Source organism: Halorarius halobius, assembly GCF_024298865.1.
Classification (GTDB): Archaea; Halobacteriota; Halobacteria; order Halobacteriales; family Haloarculaceae; genus Halorarius; species Halorarius halobius.
The window spans coordinates 3,209,936-3,228,364 of the sequence record NZ_CP101161.1 but is presented as its reverse complement, the minus strand read 5'-3'; the positions used below and the strand labels follow the sequence as shown (position 1 = coordinate 3,228,364).

Sequence of the window (18,429 nt, the reverse complement as noted above, 5' to 3'; positions counted from 1 at the left end):
AGTGTGTCGGGGGCGCACGTCGTCGACTCGTCTACTGTTCTGTAGTCGCTGGACCGTCTTAGATAACGCACCGGTCGGAATCTGAGGTACTCATCATTTTCGAGCTGAATAGATAATCGTGGGAGGCACTTTTGACATCAAGTCAGGAACGAAGCTCCCGAACTCCGATTCGTACGCTTCTGGGTCTTCGTATCCTAGCTCTCGAATTGTTTCAAGCAAGAATCCAGCATCGGTCAGCTGCCGTACCGTCTCGCTGACCCGACGCCGATGGACGACCATCTCGGCATCGAGAGATTCGCTGTACTCCCTACGTGGCGAATCATCGAAGTAGCTCGTCTCGAAGTCGTGTGTCTCCGGGGATACAATCTTGTAGTAGAGATGGCCGACGCTGAACACGAGTTTGCCACCGTCGCATAAGATGCGGTACGCTTCCTCGAAGCAGGCCTGTAAGTCATCTACCCACTGGAACGCGAATGCCGAAAACGCAAGCTCGTAAGTGGCGTCAGAAATCATCGACATATCCGTCACGCTACCTTCGATGAACTCGATTTCCTGCCCGTGATCAGTCGCGAGAGTTCGAGCGTATGCGTTCAAATTCGAGCCGATCCGTTTCGAACGAGCGCGGAAACATACGATGACCACCTGCCCGAGACGTGAATCGGCTACTGGCTCACTATTCGGGTGGATATATAAAGCCGAGACGCTGTTGAAACTCTCTGAAGTCGATACAAATTGCGTGCTGATTATAGAGGCTGAGTTCAGCACGAGTCCGTAGTGTGCTATGCATTCAGATTCGGTCTCATTTCCCGGGCGTATCGGTCATGCGTTCCGTGGCCTGGCTATGTGCGAGGGGCCTCGTCCAGGTCGGAAGAATACCGCTTCGATTGCCGCGAAATATTTATACAATCGTATAGAGTACGTGGAGGTATGAGCAGCGATCGACAGTCTGTTCCGGTCTCGCTCCCGCCGGAGCTCGTTGACCGTCTCGACAGGCTCGTCGAGGACGGCGTCTTCGGGTCGCGGTCGGAGGCGCTCCGATACGGTGCTCGGCTCGTCGTTCGCGAAGAGCATCTGGAACGCCTCCACGAACAGGCGGACAGCGAAGCGCGGAACGATGTCGAAGAGCGACTGGACCGAAAACGTGTATCTTGACCTCGACGTCCTCCTCGCGGAGCTGAAAGCCGATGACTGGCTCGCGAGTGACGTCGATATCGATTCTATCGAGGAGCCGAAGACGTCGGTCGCGACGGGCATCGAACTCCAGTACGTGATGGAAGACGAGTGGAATCGCGGCAGCGTCGTCCGAGCACACCAGGAGATCGCTAGTCAAAATATCGAGCTGGTGCCGTTGACCAGTGACGCACTGGACGCCGCTGCGGAGCTCCGATCACAGTATGACGCCCTGAACGTATTCGATGGGGTGCATCTTGGCAGCGCGGCTGTCCTCGACGAGCCGATTGTCTCAACGGACACCCTGTTTCCCGAGATTCCCGAAATCGAGCATATCGATCCCCGCGACCTCGACTAGGTCAAGCCGGGGCGTGCAAAATAGAACCTCTGTATCGAACGCCCCGGTAGCTGGGATATCATCCACGGACCGACGAGCCCTATCCGTCGGGAGCCGTCGGCAACATCGGGTAGCTACGGTGTGGGGTTCGCGGGGTACGGTTGGACGTCGATGTCGTTGGGTCCGGCAACGACGACGCGGTCATTCTCATACGAGAAGGTGACGGTTGGATGCGGCCCGGCACCATCGTCGGAATCAGTCCGGTACAACGCCTCCAGCGCGTCAGGGTCGATTTCGTCATACAGCGGCGTGGTCAGGTCCGTCCGATCCACCCCCCGATGAGATGCAATCGCCTCGACAACTGCATCAGCAATCCTGTTCATATATTCAGTCACCACCCTCAACTCTGCCACCTGTCTGAAAAACTATTCGCCTGCCGGCACACTCTTCCCCGAAACTATGGAGCAACCGTTCGTAACAAAATTGCTTGCCGATGCGAATATCTCCACAGGGAAACAATATAATAAATGTAAAATCTCCCCGCAATACAACTACATTTTCAAATTCTGAATAATCTATAGCCGATTTATTATGTGGTCTATCTTTCTGCGAGGAGAGAATCCCGCCCTTTAGGGCGTTAACGAGACGCTTCGCGTCTCGTTCGCACACCAGAACGCAAAGCGTTCTGGGGACGGGAGTGAATCCGACAACTCTCACACAGACCACCGTCGATGGCAAGGCCGGATATTCACCGCCAGTCCATACCATTAAGTCGGCTTGTATACATAGGCTATGTATGGCGATTCAGGTCACTCGGACCTATGTTGCATCCATTCGGAACCAGCAACAGGTCAAGAGTGATCTGGACTCGCTCGGGTTCGCCGCCTCGAAGCTCTGGAACATCGCACGCTGGACGTGCGACCGTATCTGGAGTGAAACAGGGACAATCCCCGAGGATGGCCCGCTCAAGGCATACCTGAAGAACCACGAACGCTACGCCGACCTCAATTCTCAGTCGAGTCAGCGAGTCATCGAAGAACTCGCTGAAGCGTTCCGTGGTTGGTACGCCAAGCGCCGAAACGGGGACGACCGCGCAAACCCACCGACGTACCGCAAACACAACGGCGACCACCCACGCTCTACGGTCACGTTCAAAGAAGACGGCTTCAAACACGATGCCCACAACAACCGGATTCGCCTCTCCAAAGGTCGAAACCTGAAAGAACACTGGTCGGACTTCATCCTCTGCGAAATCGAGACTCGACCAGATGTTGTTGTAGAGAACGTTCGCCAAGTGCGAGCCGTCTGGAACGGCGACGAATGGGAACTCCACATCGTGTGCAAACACGAAATGGAGGCCGATTCTCCCGGCGACGAAACCGCTGGCATCGATCTCGGTATCAAGAACGTTGCCGCCGTCTCGTACTCCACGGGCGACCACGAGTTGTATCCGGGGAACGCCCTCAAGACCGACGAACGCTACTTCGCCAAGGAGATAGCGAAGTGCAACTCCTCTCGGTCGAACAAGGCACTCCGACTCCGACGGACTCGTTCCAAGCGCCGGTCGCACTACATGCACGCCGTCACCAGACACATTGTCGAAGAGTGTGTCGAACGAGGTGTCGGGACGATTGCTGTCGGCAACCTCGAAGGCATCCGTGAAGACGACGTAACAGGCGAGGCTCGGAACTGGGGCGACCGTGGCAACGAAGGCTTGCACGGGTGGGCGTTCGACCGCTTCACGAATCTGCTCACGTACAAGGCGAAAGCCGAAGGCATCGCCGTCGTTGTGGTGAGTGAGCGCGACACCTCGAAGACGTGTTCGTGCTGTGGACAGAAACGAGATGCCAATCGTGTAGAGCGTGGCTTGTACGTCTGTCGTGGGTGTAACGCCGTGATGAACGCTGACTCGAATGGTGCAGAGAACATTCGTTGTCGGTTAGACCAGTCAGAAAAGGTAACTCCGAGTCTTCGGTCTTCCGAGGATAGGAGTAGCGGGCGTGTGGCACGTCCTGTAGTCAACCTGTTCCGTCGTGGAGAACACGACCCCAGTAGTGGACAGGGGACGTTCGCTGAACAAGCGAGCATCTGCAAACCATAAATATCCCAACACGGAACGGGAAGCCCCGCCGTTCACGGCGGGGAGGATGTCACATGGCTCGTGGTTAGCGGAGTCGTACGACGTGCGCGTGGCTCATGATTGCGATACGGCATTCAGAGAGTTAGATGCCACCGTGGATGCCGCCGTCCCTGACCGACAGCTCCCGGACGGAACGGGCAACGATATCGTGGCTGGTATTCGAGAGCGAGATCTCGACTGCGGGATAGCATTCGTAACGGCAGCACCTCCCGAACAGGGAGTTTCCAAACTGGAGTTCGACGAGTATCTCCGCAAGCCTGTCAGGCGGGACGAACTGCGCGACACGGTTGACCGATTAGTCCGCATGAATGAGTATGGCCACATCCTCCGAGAGTTCTTCGCCGTCACCGGAAAGAAGTCGCTGCTCGAAGCTCACCACCCTCGAAGTGAACTGGAGCAGCAAGACGAGTACCAGCAGCTTGTGGCCCGAGAGGCTGAACTTGAAGATGATCTCGCGGAAATCGCGGCACGGTTCACGCCGGACCAACTCACCGCAATCTGTTCACAGGTTGCCGAGGAGACGTACGAGTCGTAGCTATTCGCGTAGGTTCAGTTTTCGGCACATTTCCCAGGCATATCATGCAGTTTCAGATTACATCAACCGCCACCCTGTTCTGAGCGCTATGGGTGGCCCAACGTGTTGCCCACCGTCAGAACAAGCGAACTCAGTGAGTCACCCCTAGTATTATGCACGTAGCACGTTGTCAGTAATCCGTAAAGTAGAACCCCCTGTACCGGCCCGTTGGTCCGAGAGGTCGAGAGAGGTTGAACCCCCATGGAATTCTCAATCGACCTGCTCCTATTCACCATCGGTCCGCTTGTCGTGATGACGGCCGCCTTCGCCTATACAGTTCATGGGGCCTACCATCTCTCCGATTACCGACCATTACTGTTGGTTGCGTTGCTTGGGTTGATGATGCTACACCAGGTAACCGAGCTGGCCGAATTCTCTACCTTGGGGTTCCTTGAGTTCCGGTCACGACCGGCTGAGGCCTTCGAATCTGGGGCAAACGTATTGGCGGGCGTGGCATCCTATGCCGTTGTCCAGCACCTCGGGGACCTCCGAGCTACGAAGACCGAACTCGATGCGACCAACACTGCCCTCCGAGAGCGGTCCACGATGGTGAATGTCCTCCATCGAATCCTGAGACACAACGTTCGGAACGACGTGAACATCATTGGCGGCCATGCAGAGAACGCCGCAGCGCGAGTCGACGACGAGGTGGCAATAGAAGAACTCGAGATAATCGAACGGCGGGCGTGGGGGCTCGCGACGATTTCTGACCGGACACAGCGAATCAAGCATCTTCTCTCCGAGGAGCACAATGAGACGAAGACATTCCGATTCCCCGAGGCGTTACAGGAGCCGATCGAGACCGTCTTGACCGACGCCCAATCGGCCACGATAACACTCAAAAGACTGGAATGTCCCGGCATTACCGCGAGGGCGGCGAGCACTTTTCCCTCCGCTGTCGCTGATGTCCTCGCGCAGATCATCACGCACAACGACGGAAGCGTGGCTATCGAGGTGAGGGTCTCTAGCGAACCCAGCCGGACCGACGATGGAAGGTCGATCAGGATAGACATCAATGACGATGGGGACGGGCTTCCGGACCTCGACATCCAGACAATTGAGATAGGTGATGAGACCCCCCTCATGCACGCAGAGGGTCTGGCCCTCTGGTGTCTGTTGTGGACTGTCAAGCGAACTGAGGGGACCATCAATTTGGGCTCGGGGGAGAGCACGCTCGAGATTTTTCTCCCTCGAGCGTCGAACGGTGCCGTTGGCTGACGAAGTCTGCTCGCCTACCAGGCAGCTTTGAGACATTGCAGGCACTAATTGCAGTTGTGATGGCCTCTACCCGAGGTTTCTGGCGTCGCGTAGAACACACCCGGTCACTAGATTTCAAAGTCGCCTACGCGATCGGATTGGGGACGATGATTGCGGCCGGCATCTTCTCGCTGTCCGGGGTCGCGGTCGCCCGAATCGGGAGTAGTGCGGTCATCGCCTTCGTCATCGTCGCCATCGTCGCCGGCATCACAGCTGCCTCTTACCAACCCGTTCCGTAGTGGGATTCAGTACGGAGTACAATGACACGAGCTGACAACTTGAGGCGGGCCGCTGGCAGCTACCGCGTCGCCCGGCGGCCGAACACGAACACGAGCAACGCGAGCAGTGCCGACCCCGCGACCGTCTCGAACGTGGCGATGGCCCGGGCGACGCCGACCGGCTGGACGTCGCCGTAGCCGAGCGTCGTGAACGTGACGATACTGAAATAGAGGCTCTCGACGAGCACCTGCAGGGGCTGTTGAACACTCCCGTACGTCACGACCCCGCCGTCGGTTCGAAGCCCGTAAAGGGGATACAGCAGCGCACACGCGAGGATGACGGCTGTCGTCGACCCGGCGACGCGCCAGGGGCTCTCGCCGTAGCGGACGACGAGATTCGAGGCGACGCTACGGACCCACTGGCCCCACTCGCCCGCCTGGCGGCGATGCCGGCGGAGCATGTCCTGCCGGCGGACGAAGAACGTGCCCTCCGCGTCGGGGCGGGCGTTCTCGCTGCAGAGCTTTTCGAGCGTCTGGTAGGCACCCATCGCCTTCGTGAGCTGGTCGACCTTCGCGTCCGTCTCGGGAGCGTACTCGTACGTCGAGGTCGGGTCGTAGACGCATTTCTGCTCGCCGGCGGCGTCGAACACCGTCTCGGAGTTGACCCCCGCGTCGCCCACCCGGGCACCGTAGACGTGGGCGCCGCTCAGATCCGTGCCGAACAGGTCGGCGTTCGACAGTTTCGCACGCTCGAGGTCCGCATCCGCCAGCACAGCGCGTTCGAGGTTCGCGTCCTCGAGATGTGCCTCGCGGAACTTGGCGCCCGTGGCGTCGGCCTCGACGAACGTCGCAGACCGAAGCGTCGCCCCCTCGAACTCGCCGCCGGAGAGGTCGGCTCGGTCGAACCCCGCGTGCTTGCAGTCCGCACCCGAAAACCGGATGGCGCCGTCGAACTCGGCTTCCAGGAAGTCGGCACCGCGGTCGAAGACCGCCTCGGAGAACTCCGCGGCCGCCGAGAACGTCGCGTTCGTGAACGAGGTCTCGCCCCGGAACCGTGCCGCCGTGAACACCGCGTCCTCGTGGAACCCGCTCCCTGCGAACGAGCAGTCGTCGGCGAACTCGGTCTCTCGGAACACGCTCCGGCCCCCGAACGTGAACTGGGCGAACGTGACGGGCGCCTCGAACACCGCCTCGCTGAAGGTGGTTTCCCCGTCGAACCCACCGATGGAGAACTCGACGACGTCGTGGAACGTCGCGTCCGTGAACGCCCCCATCCCCTCGAACCGCGTCCGTCGGAACTCCACCTCGCCGCCGAACTCGGTGCCGCGGAACTCCACGGTGTTCGCGAATCGGGTGCCGACGACCCCGAGGTCACCCTCGAAGGTGGCCGACGAAAACGTCGTCGAGGTCTGGAACTCGGCGGCCTCCACGGTCGTCGTCCCCGTGAACCGGACGGAGTCGAACATGCAACTGCTCTCGAACACGGTACTCCGAAATTCGCAGTCGCCGCCGAACCGCGTGTCGGAACTCCTGACTACCCCCTGGAACAGGCCGCGCTCGAAGGAGACGTCGCCCTCGAACGTCGCGGATTGGATTTTGGTCTTCCCCTTGCAGGTCACGTCGCGGAAGGACACGTCACTGCCGAACGTCGCCCCCGAGAGGTAGAGCTTGAAGCGGATGGTGGCCTCCGAAAAATCGGCAGTGTCCTCGAACCGCGCTTTCGAGAGGTGTAGCTTCCGGCGAACGGTCGCCTCCGAGAAGTCGACACTGCCCTCGAACGTCACTTTCTGGAGGAACAGCGTCTGGCGGACGCTGACCGCCGAGAAGTCGGCCCTGTCCCCGAACCGCGCGTTCGAGAACCAGACCCGGTCGTCGAACGTCGCCCCCTCGAGTGTCACCTGGCGCCGGAACGAGGCATTCACGAACGACGCTTTCTCCCGGCAGGTCGCCCCCGAGAAGTCGACGGGGCCCTCGAAGGTCACATCGGTGAACTTGAACGGTTCCTCGAACTCCGCATCCGAGAACTGACACCGGCCCGTGACCCTGGCGCCGGTGAAATCGAGTGCCGCGTCCAGCGAGACGCCGTCGCAGTCGATGGGGCCGTCGATGGTCGCATACGAGAGGGCGATTGCCACCTCCTCGCCCGCGAACATGGGGAACTCCTCCCGGAGCGCGAAGCGCCCGAACCGGGCACCGAGAAACTGGAGCCGGTCGGTCTCGCGGTCGCCATCGGCCACGGCCGCGACCGTCTCGTGGAACCGGTCGAGGACGGCCGCCTCGTCTTTCTCCGAGAGCGGGAGATGGAACGGACACTGCTGTTCGCCGGGCTCGGCATCGTGCGGGCAGTGCCAGACGCCCTCGTCGTTCAACAGCGCGTCGTCCACGGCGGCCGTCTCCGTGTCCTCACCGTCCCACGTTTCCGGCGCCGACGGGTCGAAGACGAACGTACAGGTCCCACCAGTGCCTTCCATACGGACAGCAACCCGAACCCGAGGCTTCAAGATGGTGATACAGGAGGCCGACGCGGCTCCCGCGGCACCGGTGTCAACGTAGCGAGTATTTTTTGCGGGTAGCCGTCCCGGACCCGCTCGTATGCTCCCCGCACGCAGTCGCCTAAACGCAACGGTCGCTCCGCTGTCGGGACTCGGCGCCCGCTGGGCGCTGGCGTCGCTGGCGCCGCTCGGCGTGACGCTCGTGGTCATCACGGCCATCTTCACGGCCACTGCCGGCGCCGACCCCGGGCTCCCGCCCGGGTTCCCCACGCTGGTGTACGGTGTTGCGAACGTCGTCGTGCTCCTGGGCGTGTATCGACGCCTCGACCCGGACGTGTGGGACGCCATCGCGCTCGCGCGGCCCCCGTCGCGGCGCGAACTCGGGGCGGGGCTCGCGGCCACGACAGTCGGCGTCGCCGTCGGCTGGCCGGCCACGACGCTGGTCGCCGAGGCCATCGGCGTCGCCCGCTACAGCGTGCCGTCGCTGTCCGGCGTCGGCGGGCTCGCGTCGCTGTTCGTCGGGGCGGTCGTCGTCGCGCCCATCGCCGAGGAAATTCTGTTTCGGGGGCTGCTGTTCGGCCTCCTGCTCGACCGCGGCTACGGCCCGCTCGTCGCCGGCACCGGGTCGCTCGTCGTGTTTGCGGCCATTCACGTGTTCACCGCCGGCGTCGGGAGCGTCGTCAACGCGCTCCTGCTCGGGGCGTTGCTGACGTGGCTCCGGCTCCAGTTCGACAACCTCGTCGGTGCGTGGCTCATGCACATGCTCAACAACTTACTGGAGTTCCTCATCGCGGCCTCGCTGCTGCCGTCGCTGTACGCGCTGTGAACTCTGACGGACGCCACCTCACGAGGACAGCCGACGAGCGGCATCGCTTAAGCTAAAGGGTACGAGAGCGTTCGGAGGCGGGCACCCACGTACAAACGTAAAGTGGCTATGTCGCGGAGGGTCAGTATGGCCGACGAGGAGATCGACGACGTGGACAGAGCGATCCTGTACGCGCTCCAGGAGGACGCCCGGAACATGTCGTCGGGCGACATCGCGGAGCGAACCGGGACCTCGGACAGCACCGTCCGCAAACGCATCCAGCGGCTGGAGTCCGACGGCATCATCAAAGGGTACAGCGCGAGCGTCGACTACCAGAAGTCGGGGTATCCGCTCCGGATGTTGCTGTACTGCACCGCCTCGATACCCGAACGCGGCGAGCTCATCCCCGAGATCATGGAGATCGACGGCGTCGTCTCGGTTCAGGAGCTGGTCACCGGCGAACAGAACCTGCTCGTCACCGCCGTCGGCGAGTCGGACAGCGACATCACGCCCGTCGCCCAGGCACTCCTCGATATGGGGCTTACCGTCGCCGACGAGGTTCTCGTCCGGAGCCACGAGACGACGCCGTTCGGCAGATTCGACAAAGACGACCGCTCGGCCGACGACGGTTGACGACGACCGCAGTGGCGGACGACCGCTACAAAACGACGCGTTTGACGTCTAGGGCGGTCGCCCGGCGGACGACAGTCTCGACCGGGTCACAGGACCCGGCTAGATTGTCGGAGTCGCCGTCGAGGACGACCAGCGCCGCCTCCCGGCCGACGTCGATGACACCACGGTCGAGCCCGGCGATTTCGGCACCCGCAACGGTCGCCATCCGCAACACCTCCCGGGCGGTCACGTCGAACCGCTTTGCCGTGTACGCCATCTCGCGGAACATCGACGGCCCGTTCAACATTACGTTGTCCGTCCCGAGCGCGACCGTCGTGTGGTCGAGGAGCTCACGTATCGGTGGCCGACCCACCTCGAGAACGGTGTTGGCACGCGGACAGACGGCGATGGGTACCGACTGGGCCGCGACGCGGTCGAGATGCTCCTGTTCGGCATGCACCATGTGGACGAGCAGGTCCGGCTCCAGATCGAGCGCGGGATGGATGTCGGTCGCGTCCGGTTCGCCCGCGTGGATGGCGAACGGCACCCCGCGCTCCTCGCAGGCGGCCCGCTCCTCGCCGAACTCGTCGTCGTTCGCGCCCGAGGCGCCGTAGCCGTCGGCGACGTCGAGGACCGACGGGTCGTCGCTCCCGAAGATGAACGCCTCGATATCGAGCGGCGCCGCCGCCTCACGAAGCGTTCGTGCTCCCTCCGTGCCGAACTCCCGGAAGTCCAGTGACGCGCTCGTCCCGGTTCGTTGCATGTAGCGGAGCGTGCGCCGCATCGCCGACACGAGCTCCGAGCGGTCGGCGGCCGCCAGTCGGCGGTGTTTCAGGCTGTCCGGCGGTACCACCGCCTCCTCGAGTGACAGGCCGACCGCCGCCTCCTTCGCGACGGAGTCGCCGAGATGCGTGTGTGCGTTGACGAACGCGGGCAGGATGATGTCGGTCGACGCCGTCTCCGTCTCCTCGATGGCCGCGATTCGTCCGTCCTCGACGACGACGCGCCCGTGAACCGGCTCGAACGACTGGCCGACGAGGACGGTCCCTGCGTGTTCCTCCATGCCGGTACCGCGTCACAGGGAACGAAATGGTTTTCCGAAGCGGAATATCGAACGTTCCGGTAGAATTATTTCACATCGCTACTCGCACTGTCCCAGAAGCGCTGGTTGACACCGCCGGACGCGGACGGGGACGCCGGTCGTCTCGGACGGCTCTCCACGTGCGTCCCTCGGTGTATCCCTCACCCCGACCGGGCGCCCCCGTTCTCGCGCCTCTCGAAAACTATAATGTTCTTCCACTCGGTTTTTACGAACGTATTGTGAAGATAGATAGATTTAATAGTCAAACTGTTCTCAGCAGGTGGTGAAGACGACCGGAGTTGGTCATCCGGGCTCGACCGGGACCACGACAGGTCGCACACCGATTGAACGATGTCGGGACGCATCTCTACGACGACGATCGGACCGCTCCCGGACACGACGGACGACGCCCCGTTCGTGCCCGTCGCACTCACCTGGCTGGTGTGGTCGCTGTTCGCCGCGAGCGTCGCGGCGCTCGCGGCCCGACTCCGGTTCGGTGGCGCGTGGGAGCTTCCCGGCGTGGTCGCCATCGACGGGCTGACCGTCCTGATGTGGGTCGTCGTCACCTTCTTCAGCGGCATCGTCCACAGCTACTCGCGGCGCTACATGGCCGGCAGTCGGCGTCAGACGACGTTCTTCGCCGGCGTGTTCGGGTTCACGCTGGTCGTGATCGCGCTCGTCGCCGCCGACCACGTCGCCCTGTTCGGGGTCCTGTGGCTGGCGATGGGGTTGCTGATGGCGAAACTCATCGGCGTGTTCGACGGCTGGTCGCAGGCGCAGGCGGCCGCGTCCATCGCCCGCAGGTACTTCCTCGCCAGTAGCGGGCTTCTCGGGGTCGCGCTTCTCACGCTGTGGTGGGCGACCGGCGCGACGACGGTGTCCGGCATCGCGGCCGCGAGCGAGACGCTCGCCGGTCCCGTCTGGCTCGTCGCCGCCGGCGCACTCGTGTTCGCGGCGATGATTCAGTCCGCACTCGTTCCGTTCCACGGCTGGCTTCTCTCCTCGATGACCGCGCCGACGCCGGCCTCCGCGCTGATGCACGCCGGGTTCGTCAACGCGGGCGGCATCCTGCTTGCCCGGTTCGCCCCGGTCGTCACCGTCGACGTCACGCTCATGCTCGCGGTCGTGGTCATCGGCGCGGCCAGCGCACTGCTCGGAAAGCTGCTCAAATCCGTCCAGGTCGACACGAAGACGCGGCTGGCCTGCTCGACGACCGGGCAGATGGGGTTCATGATCATGCAGGCCGGCCTCGGCTTCTTCGGGGCCGCTATCACCCATCTCATCCTCCACGGGTTCTACAAGGCGTATCTGTTCCTCGCGTCGGGCACCGAAATCGAACAGACGGTGCCGGGCAACGGCGGCCACGCGACCGGTGGCACGGGGGTCGTCGGCCTCGTCGTCACCGTGCTCGCCGCACTCGCCGCGGGGGGGCTGTTCGCTCTGCTCACCGGCAAGGGGACGAGCCTGGACAGCGGGCTCCTGTTGACCGGGCTCGTCGTCCTGACGACGCTGCATGCGACCCGGAGCGTCCTCCGGAGTAGCGACCTCCCGGTTGCGTACCGGTATGTGGCCATCCCGCTGGTGTTCCTGCCCGCGGTCACCGTCTACGCGCTCGTGTACAACGCCATCACGGCACTCATGGCCGGTCTCCCCTCGGTGACGGTGCCGACGGAACTGACGCTACTCCACGGCGTCGTCGCCGCGGGGTTCCTCGCGGCGTACGTCGCCATCGAGACCGGCATCTATCGCCGTAGCGACCGCCTCTACGTGGCGCTACTCAACGCGACGCAGGCGCCCTCCAGCACCCTGTTGACGTCCACGGAGGAGTACAATGAGTACTGACAACGACATCCACGAGATGATAGAGCAGACAGCCGACGAGGTCGGTCCGGTGTGGCCGCTCCATTCGTTCGTGACGGCCAACCCGCTCGCCGGATTCGAGGACCGCCCCTTCCACGAGGCAGTCGCGGCCGGCGAGCGACTGTTCGGGGGCGACGGCTATCCGAGCGCCGACGCGTTTCGCCGCGCGTGGGAGCGCGGGGCGATAGAGCCCGGCGTCCTCGAGTCCCGACTCGCCGACCACGGCTACGCTCCGGTCCCGGAGACCCACCTCGACAGCATGGCCGCGTCCGACGGCGACGACCCGGCGGCCTCCGATGCCGAGCGGACGGCGACCGACCGGGTCGACGACCTGATGACGAAGTGGCTCGCGGCGTTTCTCGACCAGGGGAAGGCTCACTGGCCGATGCCGAACCGCGAGCAGGGGTTCTACGTCGCCGTGCGGACGACGGCCCGTCACGACGGCGACATCCCCGACAGCGGGCGGCTGGCCGACCTGCCGTCCGACCCCGCCGCGGCCATCGAGAACCTGCTCGCCGACCACCCCGAGTCGGAGTGGCCGGCCGTCTTCGAGCACCACCTGGCCGCGCTCCCCGGCTGGACCGGGCTCGTCAAACAGCGGGTCGCCGACGACGGCGACTGGCAGTCCGCCTACCCCATCACGCTCACCGGCTACGTGGCGGTCCGGCTCGCCATCACCGACCTGGTTGGCGCGCCGATGCACCCCGAGGAGGCCGCGACGACGGCCGCTCCGACAGCCGGCGACGAGACGGCCACCGACGACGCGGTGCCGCTCGAGGAGGTGTGGCTCTCGGCGTGGGAGGCCTCCTATCGCGAGGAACTGGTCGACGCCGTGACCGACGCGAGCGAGGCGACCGTCGCGGCAACCGACGGCGGACGCCCGGACGCCCAGTTCGTGTTCTGTATCGACACGCGCTCGGAGGTCATCCGTCGGCATATCGAGTCGACCGGCGACTACGAGACCCACGGCTACGCCGGCTTCTTCGGCATCCCGATGCGCTACGACGACTACGACTCCGAGGTGGCCGTCGACGCCTGCCCGCCCATCCTCGATGCCCAACATTACATCGCCGACCGCCAAGCGGCGGGCGACACCGACGTGCGGGCCACTCACGACCGCTGGAGAAACGTCGCCGACACCGCGACGAACATCGTGGACGCGCTCAAGACCAACGCCGCGACCGCGTTCAGCTTCGTCGAGACGGCCGGAAGTGGGTACGGAGCGGCGCTTGCCGCCCGGACGCTTCTGCCGGCCCGCGTCTACGACCTGCTCGACACCGCGGACGAGCGCGTGCCCGACGACCACGAGTTCTGCGAGCCGTCGGTCGACCACGCGGCGGATGCGGCCACCGACCTCCCCGCGGGGCTCACCCTCGATGAGAAGGTCGAGTACGCCGCGACTGCCTTCGAGTTGATGGGCTGGGAGCAGTTCGCCCGCGTCGTCGTGTTCGCCGGCCACGCCAGCGAGACGACGAACAACCCGTTCGATTCGAGCCTGGACTGCGGGGCCTGTGCCGGCAACCCGGGCGGGCCGAGCGCTCGCGTCCTCGCGACCATCTGCAACGAGGAGGCCGTCAAGGCCGAACTCCGCGACCGCGGGTTCGACGTCCCCGACGACACCCTGTTCGTCGCCGGCGAGCACAACACGACGACCGACGAGGTGGAACTGTTCGCCGACGACGTGCCCGAGAGCCACGCCGACGACGTCGCACAGCTTCGCGCGGACCTGGAGACCGCTCGGTCCGGGGCGGCCGCGGAACGCGCCGCCGAGATGGGCGCCGAGGCGGGTGGCGCCCGCGAAACCGAGCGCCGGGCGGCCGACTGGGCGGAGACTCGGCCGGAGTGGGGGCTGGCCGGCAACGCCGGGTTCGTCATCGGCCCGCGGGCGCTCACCGAGGGGTTCGACCTCGACGGCCGTGCGTTCCTCCACTCGTACGACTGGTCGACGGACCCCGACGGCGACGCGCTCGAAGCGATATTCGCGGGGCCGCTGGTCGTCACCCAGTGGATCAACACCCAGTACTACTTCGCGACGGTCGACACCGCGGTCTACGGGAGCGGGTCGAAGGTGACCCACAACCCCGTCGGCAACGTCGGCGTCTACCAGGGCAACGGCGGCGACCTGATGACGGGGCTCCCGCTCCAGTCGCTCAAGGCCGCCGACGACGAGCCGTACCACCAGCCACTCCGTCTCTCGGCGGTCGTCCACGCGCCCGTCGAGCGCGTCACCGGCATCCTCGCCGACCACGAGAAGATGACCGAACTCCTGGACAACGGCTGGCTCTCCTTGACCGTCGTCGACCCGACCCAACAGCACCGTGCGTTCCACTACGAGGAGGGCCTCGAGTGGACGCCCGCGTCGTCGGGGGGCGATGCACGCCCGCAGGCGCCGAACACGCCCACGGTCGCCGACGACTGACCGCCCCGCCCTGGCAGGTACCGCGGCCGTTTGGACGCCCCGTGCTCGCCGACAGTCCCTCCCGCAGAGCATACTTGTGTGGAGCTCACAGCCCGAGCGCGTCGTATCGGACGTGACGATGGAACCGCCCGGCGGCGTTCTCAGTTTCGGAAAACGGCAGTTCAATTAAAGTGACCCGGGCGTATGATGTAGGCCAACGATGACCGACGGGACGACCACCGGCAAGCCGTTGCGACGTGTCGCGGTGGAGCGTCCGCCGTCGTTCGGCGACTACCTCCAGCGGTTGCGGACCGCCGGCTCGGCACTGCTCGTGACCGGCCGGACCGACGAGTGGGTACAGCGACACGCCTCGCGGAAACTGCTGGGCCATCCGCATCCCGGCGAGGACGCCGAGCCGCGATACCGGCTCGCGGTCGCAGTCGATGGGACGACCGCCGCCGACGAGTTCCTCCCCACCGGCTCGGAGATGTCGTCGCCGGCGCCACGGACGATTCACGGCGCCGTCGCGTCTACACGCGGCGCGACGACGGAGGCCGCCGGCACCGTTGGGCGCCCCGGCGGTACGCCGGCCTCGGCCACGCTGGCGGACGACGTCGTCGCGGCGATAGACGAGTTCGCGGCCGGAGGGGAGCTGGCGCCCGGACAGCTCCGTGTCGGCACCACGTCGCTGTTGCCGATTCTCGAACGGGAGGGGGTGGATGCCGCCACCGAGTTCTGTCAGCAGGTCGGCGACGCCGTCCGACGCCACGATGGAACCGCGCATTTCCACTGTCCGCTCCCGGACGGCGACCGGCAGGTCGGCCTGCTCAACGAGGTGGTGAACGCCCGCGTCGAACTGCGACAGCGGAACGGCGACCCGGTGCAGTGTCGGTGGCACACGCCGTACCCGGGCCTGACGGCCGACACGGGCTGGATGGATTTCGGGTGACCTCGGATGACGCACAGAAACGCCTTCACACCGCAGTTCGAAGCTCTCTCCCATCAGGCGGGGGTTCGGGTCACAGACCCCGTCGAGGACGTCCAGTTCTCGCTGTACACCGAGGGCCACGTGCCGCTGACGCGGGCCTCGAACGACGCGGTCCCCTGGTGTTTCCCGGTCGATACGACGGTCACCATCCCGTCGACGGCGGTGTCGCTCCCGCTCCGTGTCACGGTCAACGTCCGCAAGCCGGACGCGACGCTCGTCGAGTCGGTCGCCTCGAAACAGCCGGCGTCGGTCGACGACCGCGCGTTCCACGTCGTCGAACTCGCGAGCACGCCGATAAAGCTGTATCTGGCCGCCGACAGCCGCGTGCTCGTGCTCCCCGAGGAGGGGTCGACGGAGATCGTGTTCCCCGACGCCGACGAACTGTACGTCGGTGCCCGCACCCGCCACGAACAGCCGGCCCGAACCCTCACGACGACGACCGACCCCTCCGACCTGATGACGGCGGTCTCGGAGTTCGGCGCCGCCCTGAAGACGCTCTCCTGTGAGCGGTCCTGGCCCACGCTCCGGGGCCACCCACCCTTACTCGAGTTCGGCGACGAACTCGACCTCCCCGGCGGGAGCCGCTCGCCACGGACGGGCGTGACCCTCGAAGTGCCGCCGTCGGTCGAGGCCATCTTCCCGGTCGCGCCGCTGGCGTACTATCTGGGGGCCGACGTCCGCCCGGGAGACGAGCCGATGCTCACCACCGAGTCGGGACTGGCGTTCGACCTGACCCGCGAGGGCTCCCTGGAGGCGACGGTCGCCGAACTGCTCCAGCACGTGTTCACGCTCGACTGTCTCACCCGGACGGACGGCTACTACCCGGTCGACCTCCGGGAACGTGCCCGCGCCGAACGCTCACCCGACATCGACCTCGCGTTCTCCGAGCTGTACGGGCGACCGCTCGCCGAGCAACTCGAGGCGTATCTCTCCGTCCCGTTTGCGGCGGTCGAGCCGCTCCGCCCCGAGTGGCGACTGACGGCCGACGTTGTGCCCGACGCGGACCACGCGACGGTGCTTCCGTATCTGGCGAACGAACTCGCGGTCGTGCGGCCGGCTGACCTCCAGGACGCGGCGACGGCTACCGGGACCGACCGGGAGCCCGGCTCCGCGATGACGCCCGACGAACACGTCGACGAGTTCTGCCGCAACGCGCCGGCGGGCTCGCCCGCCACGGACGGCGGCGGGTTCACACGCGGGCCGTTCGACAGCACGGACACCTCCACCCAGCAGGCGGAGACGGCGTTCGGGGCGACGCCGGCCTCGACGCCACAGGTGAGCCGGGACGACGTGTTCTACATCGACGAGGCGTCGACGGCCACGCAGACGTACGTCGGTGACGGGTTCCCGCTGGGCGCCAACAAGTCGTCGGCGGTCTCGTACAGACGACAGCTCGAACTGCGGAGCGACGCGCCGAACCACATCAGCGTGACCGTCGTCTGTAACGACGGCGAGATGCTCGATGAGGCGGCCGTCGCCGAGCAGTACGGCATGCGTGACCTCTTCGAGTTCGACGTGACCATCCGGCAGGACCTCTCGCGTGCGGAGCTCCGGGCGGTGCTGGGCTCCGAGACGGACTTCCTCCACTACATCGGCCACGTCACCGCCGACGGCCTGCAGTGCTCCGACGGGTTCCTCGACGCCGCCGCGGTGTCGGACGTAAACGTCACGGCCTTTTTCCTGAACGGCTGTCGGTCGTTCAGACAGGGGAAGCGACTCGTCGACAGCGGAGCCGTGGCCGGCATCGTAACCCTCGAAGACGTCCACAACTCGCTGGCGACCGAAATCGGCCACCACGTCTCGCGGCTGTTGAACGCCGGCTGGCCGCTCGACGGCGCCATCAAACTCGTCCAGGAGGACGCGCTCGTGGGCCGGCATTACGTCGTCGTCGGCGACGGCTCCGCGGAGATCGTGAAGGCGGAAGGTGGCGCCCCCTCGTGGCTCGTGGTCGACCCGCTCGACGACGGCGAGTTCGAGGTGGCGCTCTACAAGTACCCGACGAGCCAGTTCAACCTCGGGACCATCCACTCGCCGCATCTCGACGGCTCGGATTCCCAGTATCTCGCCTCGGGGCTCATCGAGACGTTCCGGCTGGACGCGAGCGAACTCGCGGAGTTCTTCGCGCTCGGCCCGATTCCGGTCCAGCAGGCATCGACCCGGGACGGGACAACGATATCGCTCCAGTGGAGCGACGACATCGCTATCGAGGAGTTGCGGCCCCAGTAGAATGGAGTCGGTCGCGTTACGGGCCGGCGATGTCGGAGCCGTGTCCGGCAACCGCACTGCCGGCGTGGCTCAACAGGAGCATGATAGTGAACAGGACGCCGGTCATCTTCGGGTTCTCAGCGAGATACGCCGCGAGCGTGTTGTCGTCGGACATCACATCATCCCGATGCGAGGGGTGGGAAATGAATTGGGTGGACCGTTTAATTCTGTTAATCGATCCATTAAATCGAACGACGACGAGCGGTTGGAGGAGTCGGCGGCGAAACCGTGC

Annotated in this window: 16 protein-coding genes and 1 pseudogene; 12 read left to right on the top strand and 5 right to left on the bottom strand. The window is 64.7% G+C overall.

Going from position 1 to position 18,429, the window contains the following annotated elements:
* Positions 1-93 precede the first annotated feature (93 nt).
* Positions 94-642 carry a class I SAM-dependent methyltransferase gene (locus NL112_RS17175; protein ID WP_255152617.1) on the bottom strand — a complete coding sequence of 183 codons (549 nt, stop codon included), beginning with the start codon at positions 640-642 and terminating at the stop codon, positions 94-96.
* A 285-nt stretch (positions 643-927) separates the two neighbouring features.
* On the opposite strand from NL112_RS17175, the gene NL112_RS17170 reads away from it, so the two are divergent.
* A complete protein-coding gene (locus NL112_RS17170) occupies positions 928-1,152 on the top strand; it encodes a ribbon-helix-helix domain-containing protein (protein WP_255150077.1) in 225 nt (74 codons plus the stop codon).
* A complete protein-coding gene (locus tag NL112_RS17165) occupies positions 1,115-1,528 on the top strand; it encodes a type II toxin-antitoxin system VapC family toxin (RefSeq protein WP_255150076.1) in 414 nt (137 codons plus the stop codon). Before NL112_RS17170 ends, NL112_RS17165 begins: the two co-directional genes overlap by 38 nt.
* Before the next feature lie 113 nt (positions 1,529-1,641).
* Here NL112_RS17165 and NL112_RS17160 read toward each other — a convergent pair whose 3' ends face one another.
* Positions 1,642-1,902: a HalOD1 output domain-containing protein gene (locus NL112_RS17160; protein WP_255150075.1), complete on the bottom strand. Its 261-nt coding sequence runs from the start codon at positions 1,900-1,902 to the stop codon at positions 1,642-1,644.
* A 401-nt stretch (positions 1,903-2,303) separates the two neighbouring features.
* Here NL112_RS17160 and NL112_RS17155 point away from each other — a divergent pair, with 401 nt between their 5' ends.
* From NL112_RS17155 to NL112_RS22970, 4 genes and pseudogenes are all read left to right on the top strand, one after another.
* On the top strand, positions 2,304-3,608 hold the full coding sequence (locus tag NL112_RS17155; RefSeq protein ID WP_255150074.1) for an RNA-guided endonuclease InsQ/TnpB family protein: 1,305 nt from the start codon (positions 2,304-2,306) through the stop codon (positions 3,606-3,608).
* 46 nt (positions 3,609-3,654) lie between these two features.
* Positions 3,655-4,182 carry a HalX domain-containing protein gene (locus NL112_RS17150; protein ID WP_350356133.1) on the top strand — a complete coding sequence of 176 codons (528 nt, stop codon included), beginning with the start codon at positions 3,655-3,657 and terminating at the stop codon, positions 4,180-4,182.
* Positions 4,183-4,422: 240 nt separating this feature from the next.
* Positions 4,423-5,439: a hypothetical protein gene (locus NL112_RS17145; protein ID WP_255150072.1), complete on the top strand. Its 1,017-nt coding sequence runs from the start codon at positions 4,423-4,425 to the stop codon at positions 5,437-5,439.
* Between the two features lie 59 nt (positions 5,440-5,498).
* Positions 5,499-5,702: pseudogene (locus NL112_RS22970) on the top strand (hypothetical protein); the annotation flags it as partial.
* 74 nt (positions 5,703-5,776) lie between these two features.
* Here NL112_RS22970 and NL112_RS17135 read toward each other — a convergent pair.
* Entirely contained in the window at positions 5,777-8,167 is a 2,391-nt protein-coding gene (locus NL112_RS17135; protein WP_255150070.1) for a pentapeptide repeat-containing protein, read from the bottom strand.
* A 121-nt stretch (positions 8,168-8,288) separates the two neighbouring features.
* On the opposite strand from NL112_RS17135, the gene NL112_RS17130 reads away from it, so the two are divergent.
* Both NL112_RS17130 and NL112_RS17125 read left to right on the top strand, forming a co-directional pair.
* Positions 8,289-9,014 carry a CPBP family glutamic-type intramembrane protease gene (locus NL112_RS17130; RefSeq protein ID WP_255150069.1) on the top strand — a complete coding sequence of 242 codons (726 nt, stop codon included), beginning with the start codon at positions 8,289-8,291 and terminating at the stop codon, positions 9,012-9,014.
* Between the two features lie 126 nt (positions 9,015-9,140).
* Positions 9,141-9,626, top strand: a complete 486-nt coding sequence (locus NL112_RS17125) for an Lrp/AsnC family transcriptional regulator (protein ID WP_255150068.1) — start codon at positions 9,141-9,143, stop codon at positions 9,624-9,626.
* Between the two features lie 25 nt (positions 9,627-9,651).
* Here NL112_RS17125 and NL112_RS17120 read toward each other — a convergent pair whose 3' ends face one another.
* On the bottom strand, positions 9,652-10,668 hold the full coding sequence (locus tag NL112_RS17120; protein WP_255150067.1) for an amidohydrolase family protein: 1,017 nt from the start codon (positions 10,666-10,668) through the stop codon (positions 9,652-9,654).
* A gap of 369 nt (positions 10,669-11,037) precedes the next feature.
* On the opposite strand from NL112_RS17120, the gene NL112_RS17115 reads away from it, so the two are divergent.
* From NL112_RS17115 to NL112_RS17100, 4 genes are all read left to right on the top strand, one after another.
* The gene (locus tag NL112_RS17115) at positions 11,038-12,528 is read left to right on the top strand and encodes a proton-conducting transporter transmembrane domain-containing protein (protein ID WP_255150066.1); all 1,491 of its coding nucleotides are present in this window, start codon (positions 11,038-11,040) and stop codon (positions 12,526-12,528) included.
* Positions 12,518-14,965, top strand: a complete 2,448-nt coding sequence (locus tag NL112_RS17110; protein WP_255150065.1) for a DUF2309 domain-containing protein — start codon at positions 12,518-12,520, stop codon at positions 14,963-14,965. The genes NL112_RS17115 and NL112_RS17110 overlap by 11 nt, the downstream gene beginning before the upstream one ends.
* A 199-nt stretch (positions 14,966-15,164) precedes the next feature.
* Positions 15,165-15,893: a DUF7504 family protein gene (locus NL112_RS17105; RefSeq protein ID WP_255150064.1), complete on the top strand. Its 729-nt coding sequence runs from the start codon at positions 15,165-15,167 to the stop codon at positions 15,891-15,893.
* 6 nt (positions 15,894-15,899) lie between these two features.
* Positions 15,900-18,158: a hypothetical protein gene (locus tag NL112_RS17100; protein ID WP_255150063.1), complete on the top strand. Its 2,259-nt coding sequence runs from the start codon at positions 15,900-15,902 to the stop codon at positions 18,156-18,158.
* A gap of 16 nt (positions 18,159-18,174) precedes the next feature.
* On the opposite strand, the gene NL112_RS17095 is transcribed toward NL112_RS17100, so the two are convergent.
* On the bottom strand, positions 18,175-18,312 hold the full coding sequence (locus tag NL112_RS17095) for a DUF7503 family protein (RefSeq protein ID WP_255150062.1): 138 nt from the start codon (positions 18,310-18,312) through the stop codon (positions 18,175-18,177).
* Between the last annotated feature and the right edge of the window lie 117 nt (positions 18,313-18,429).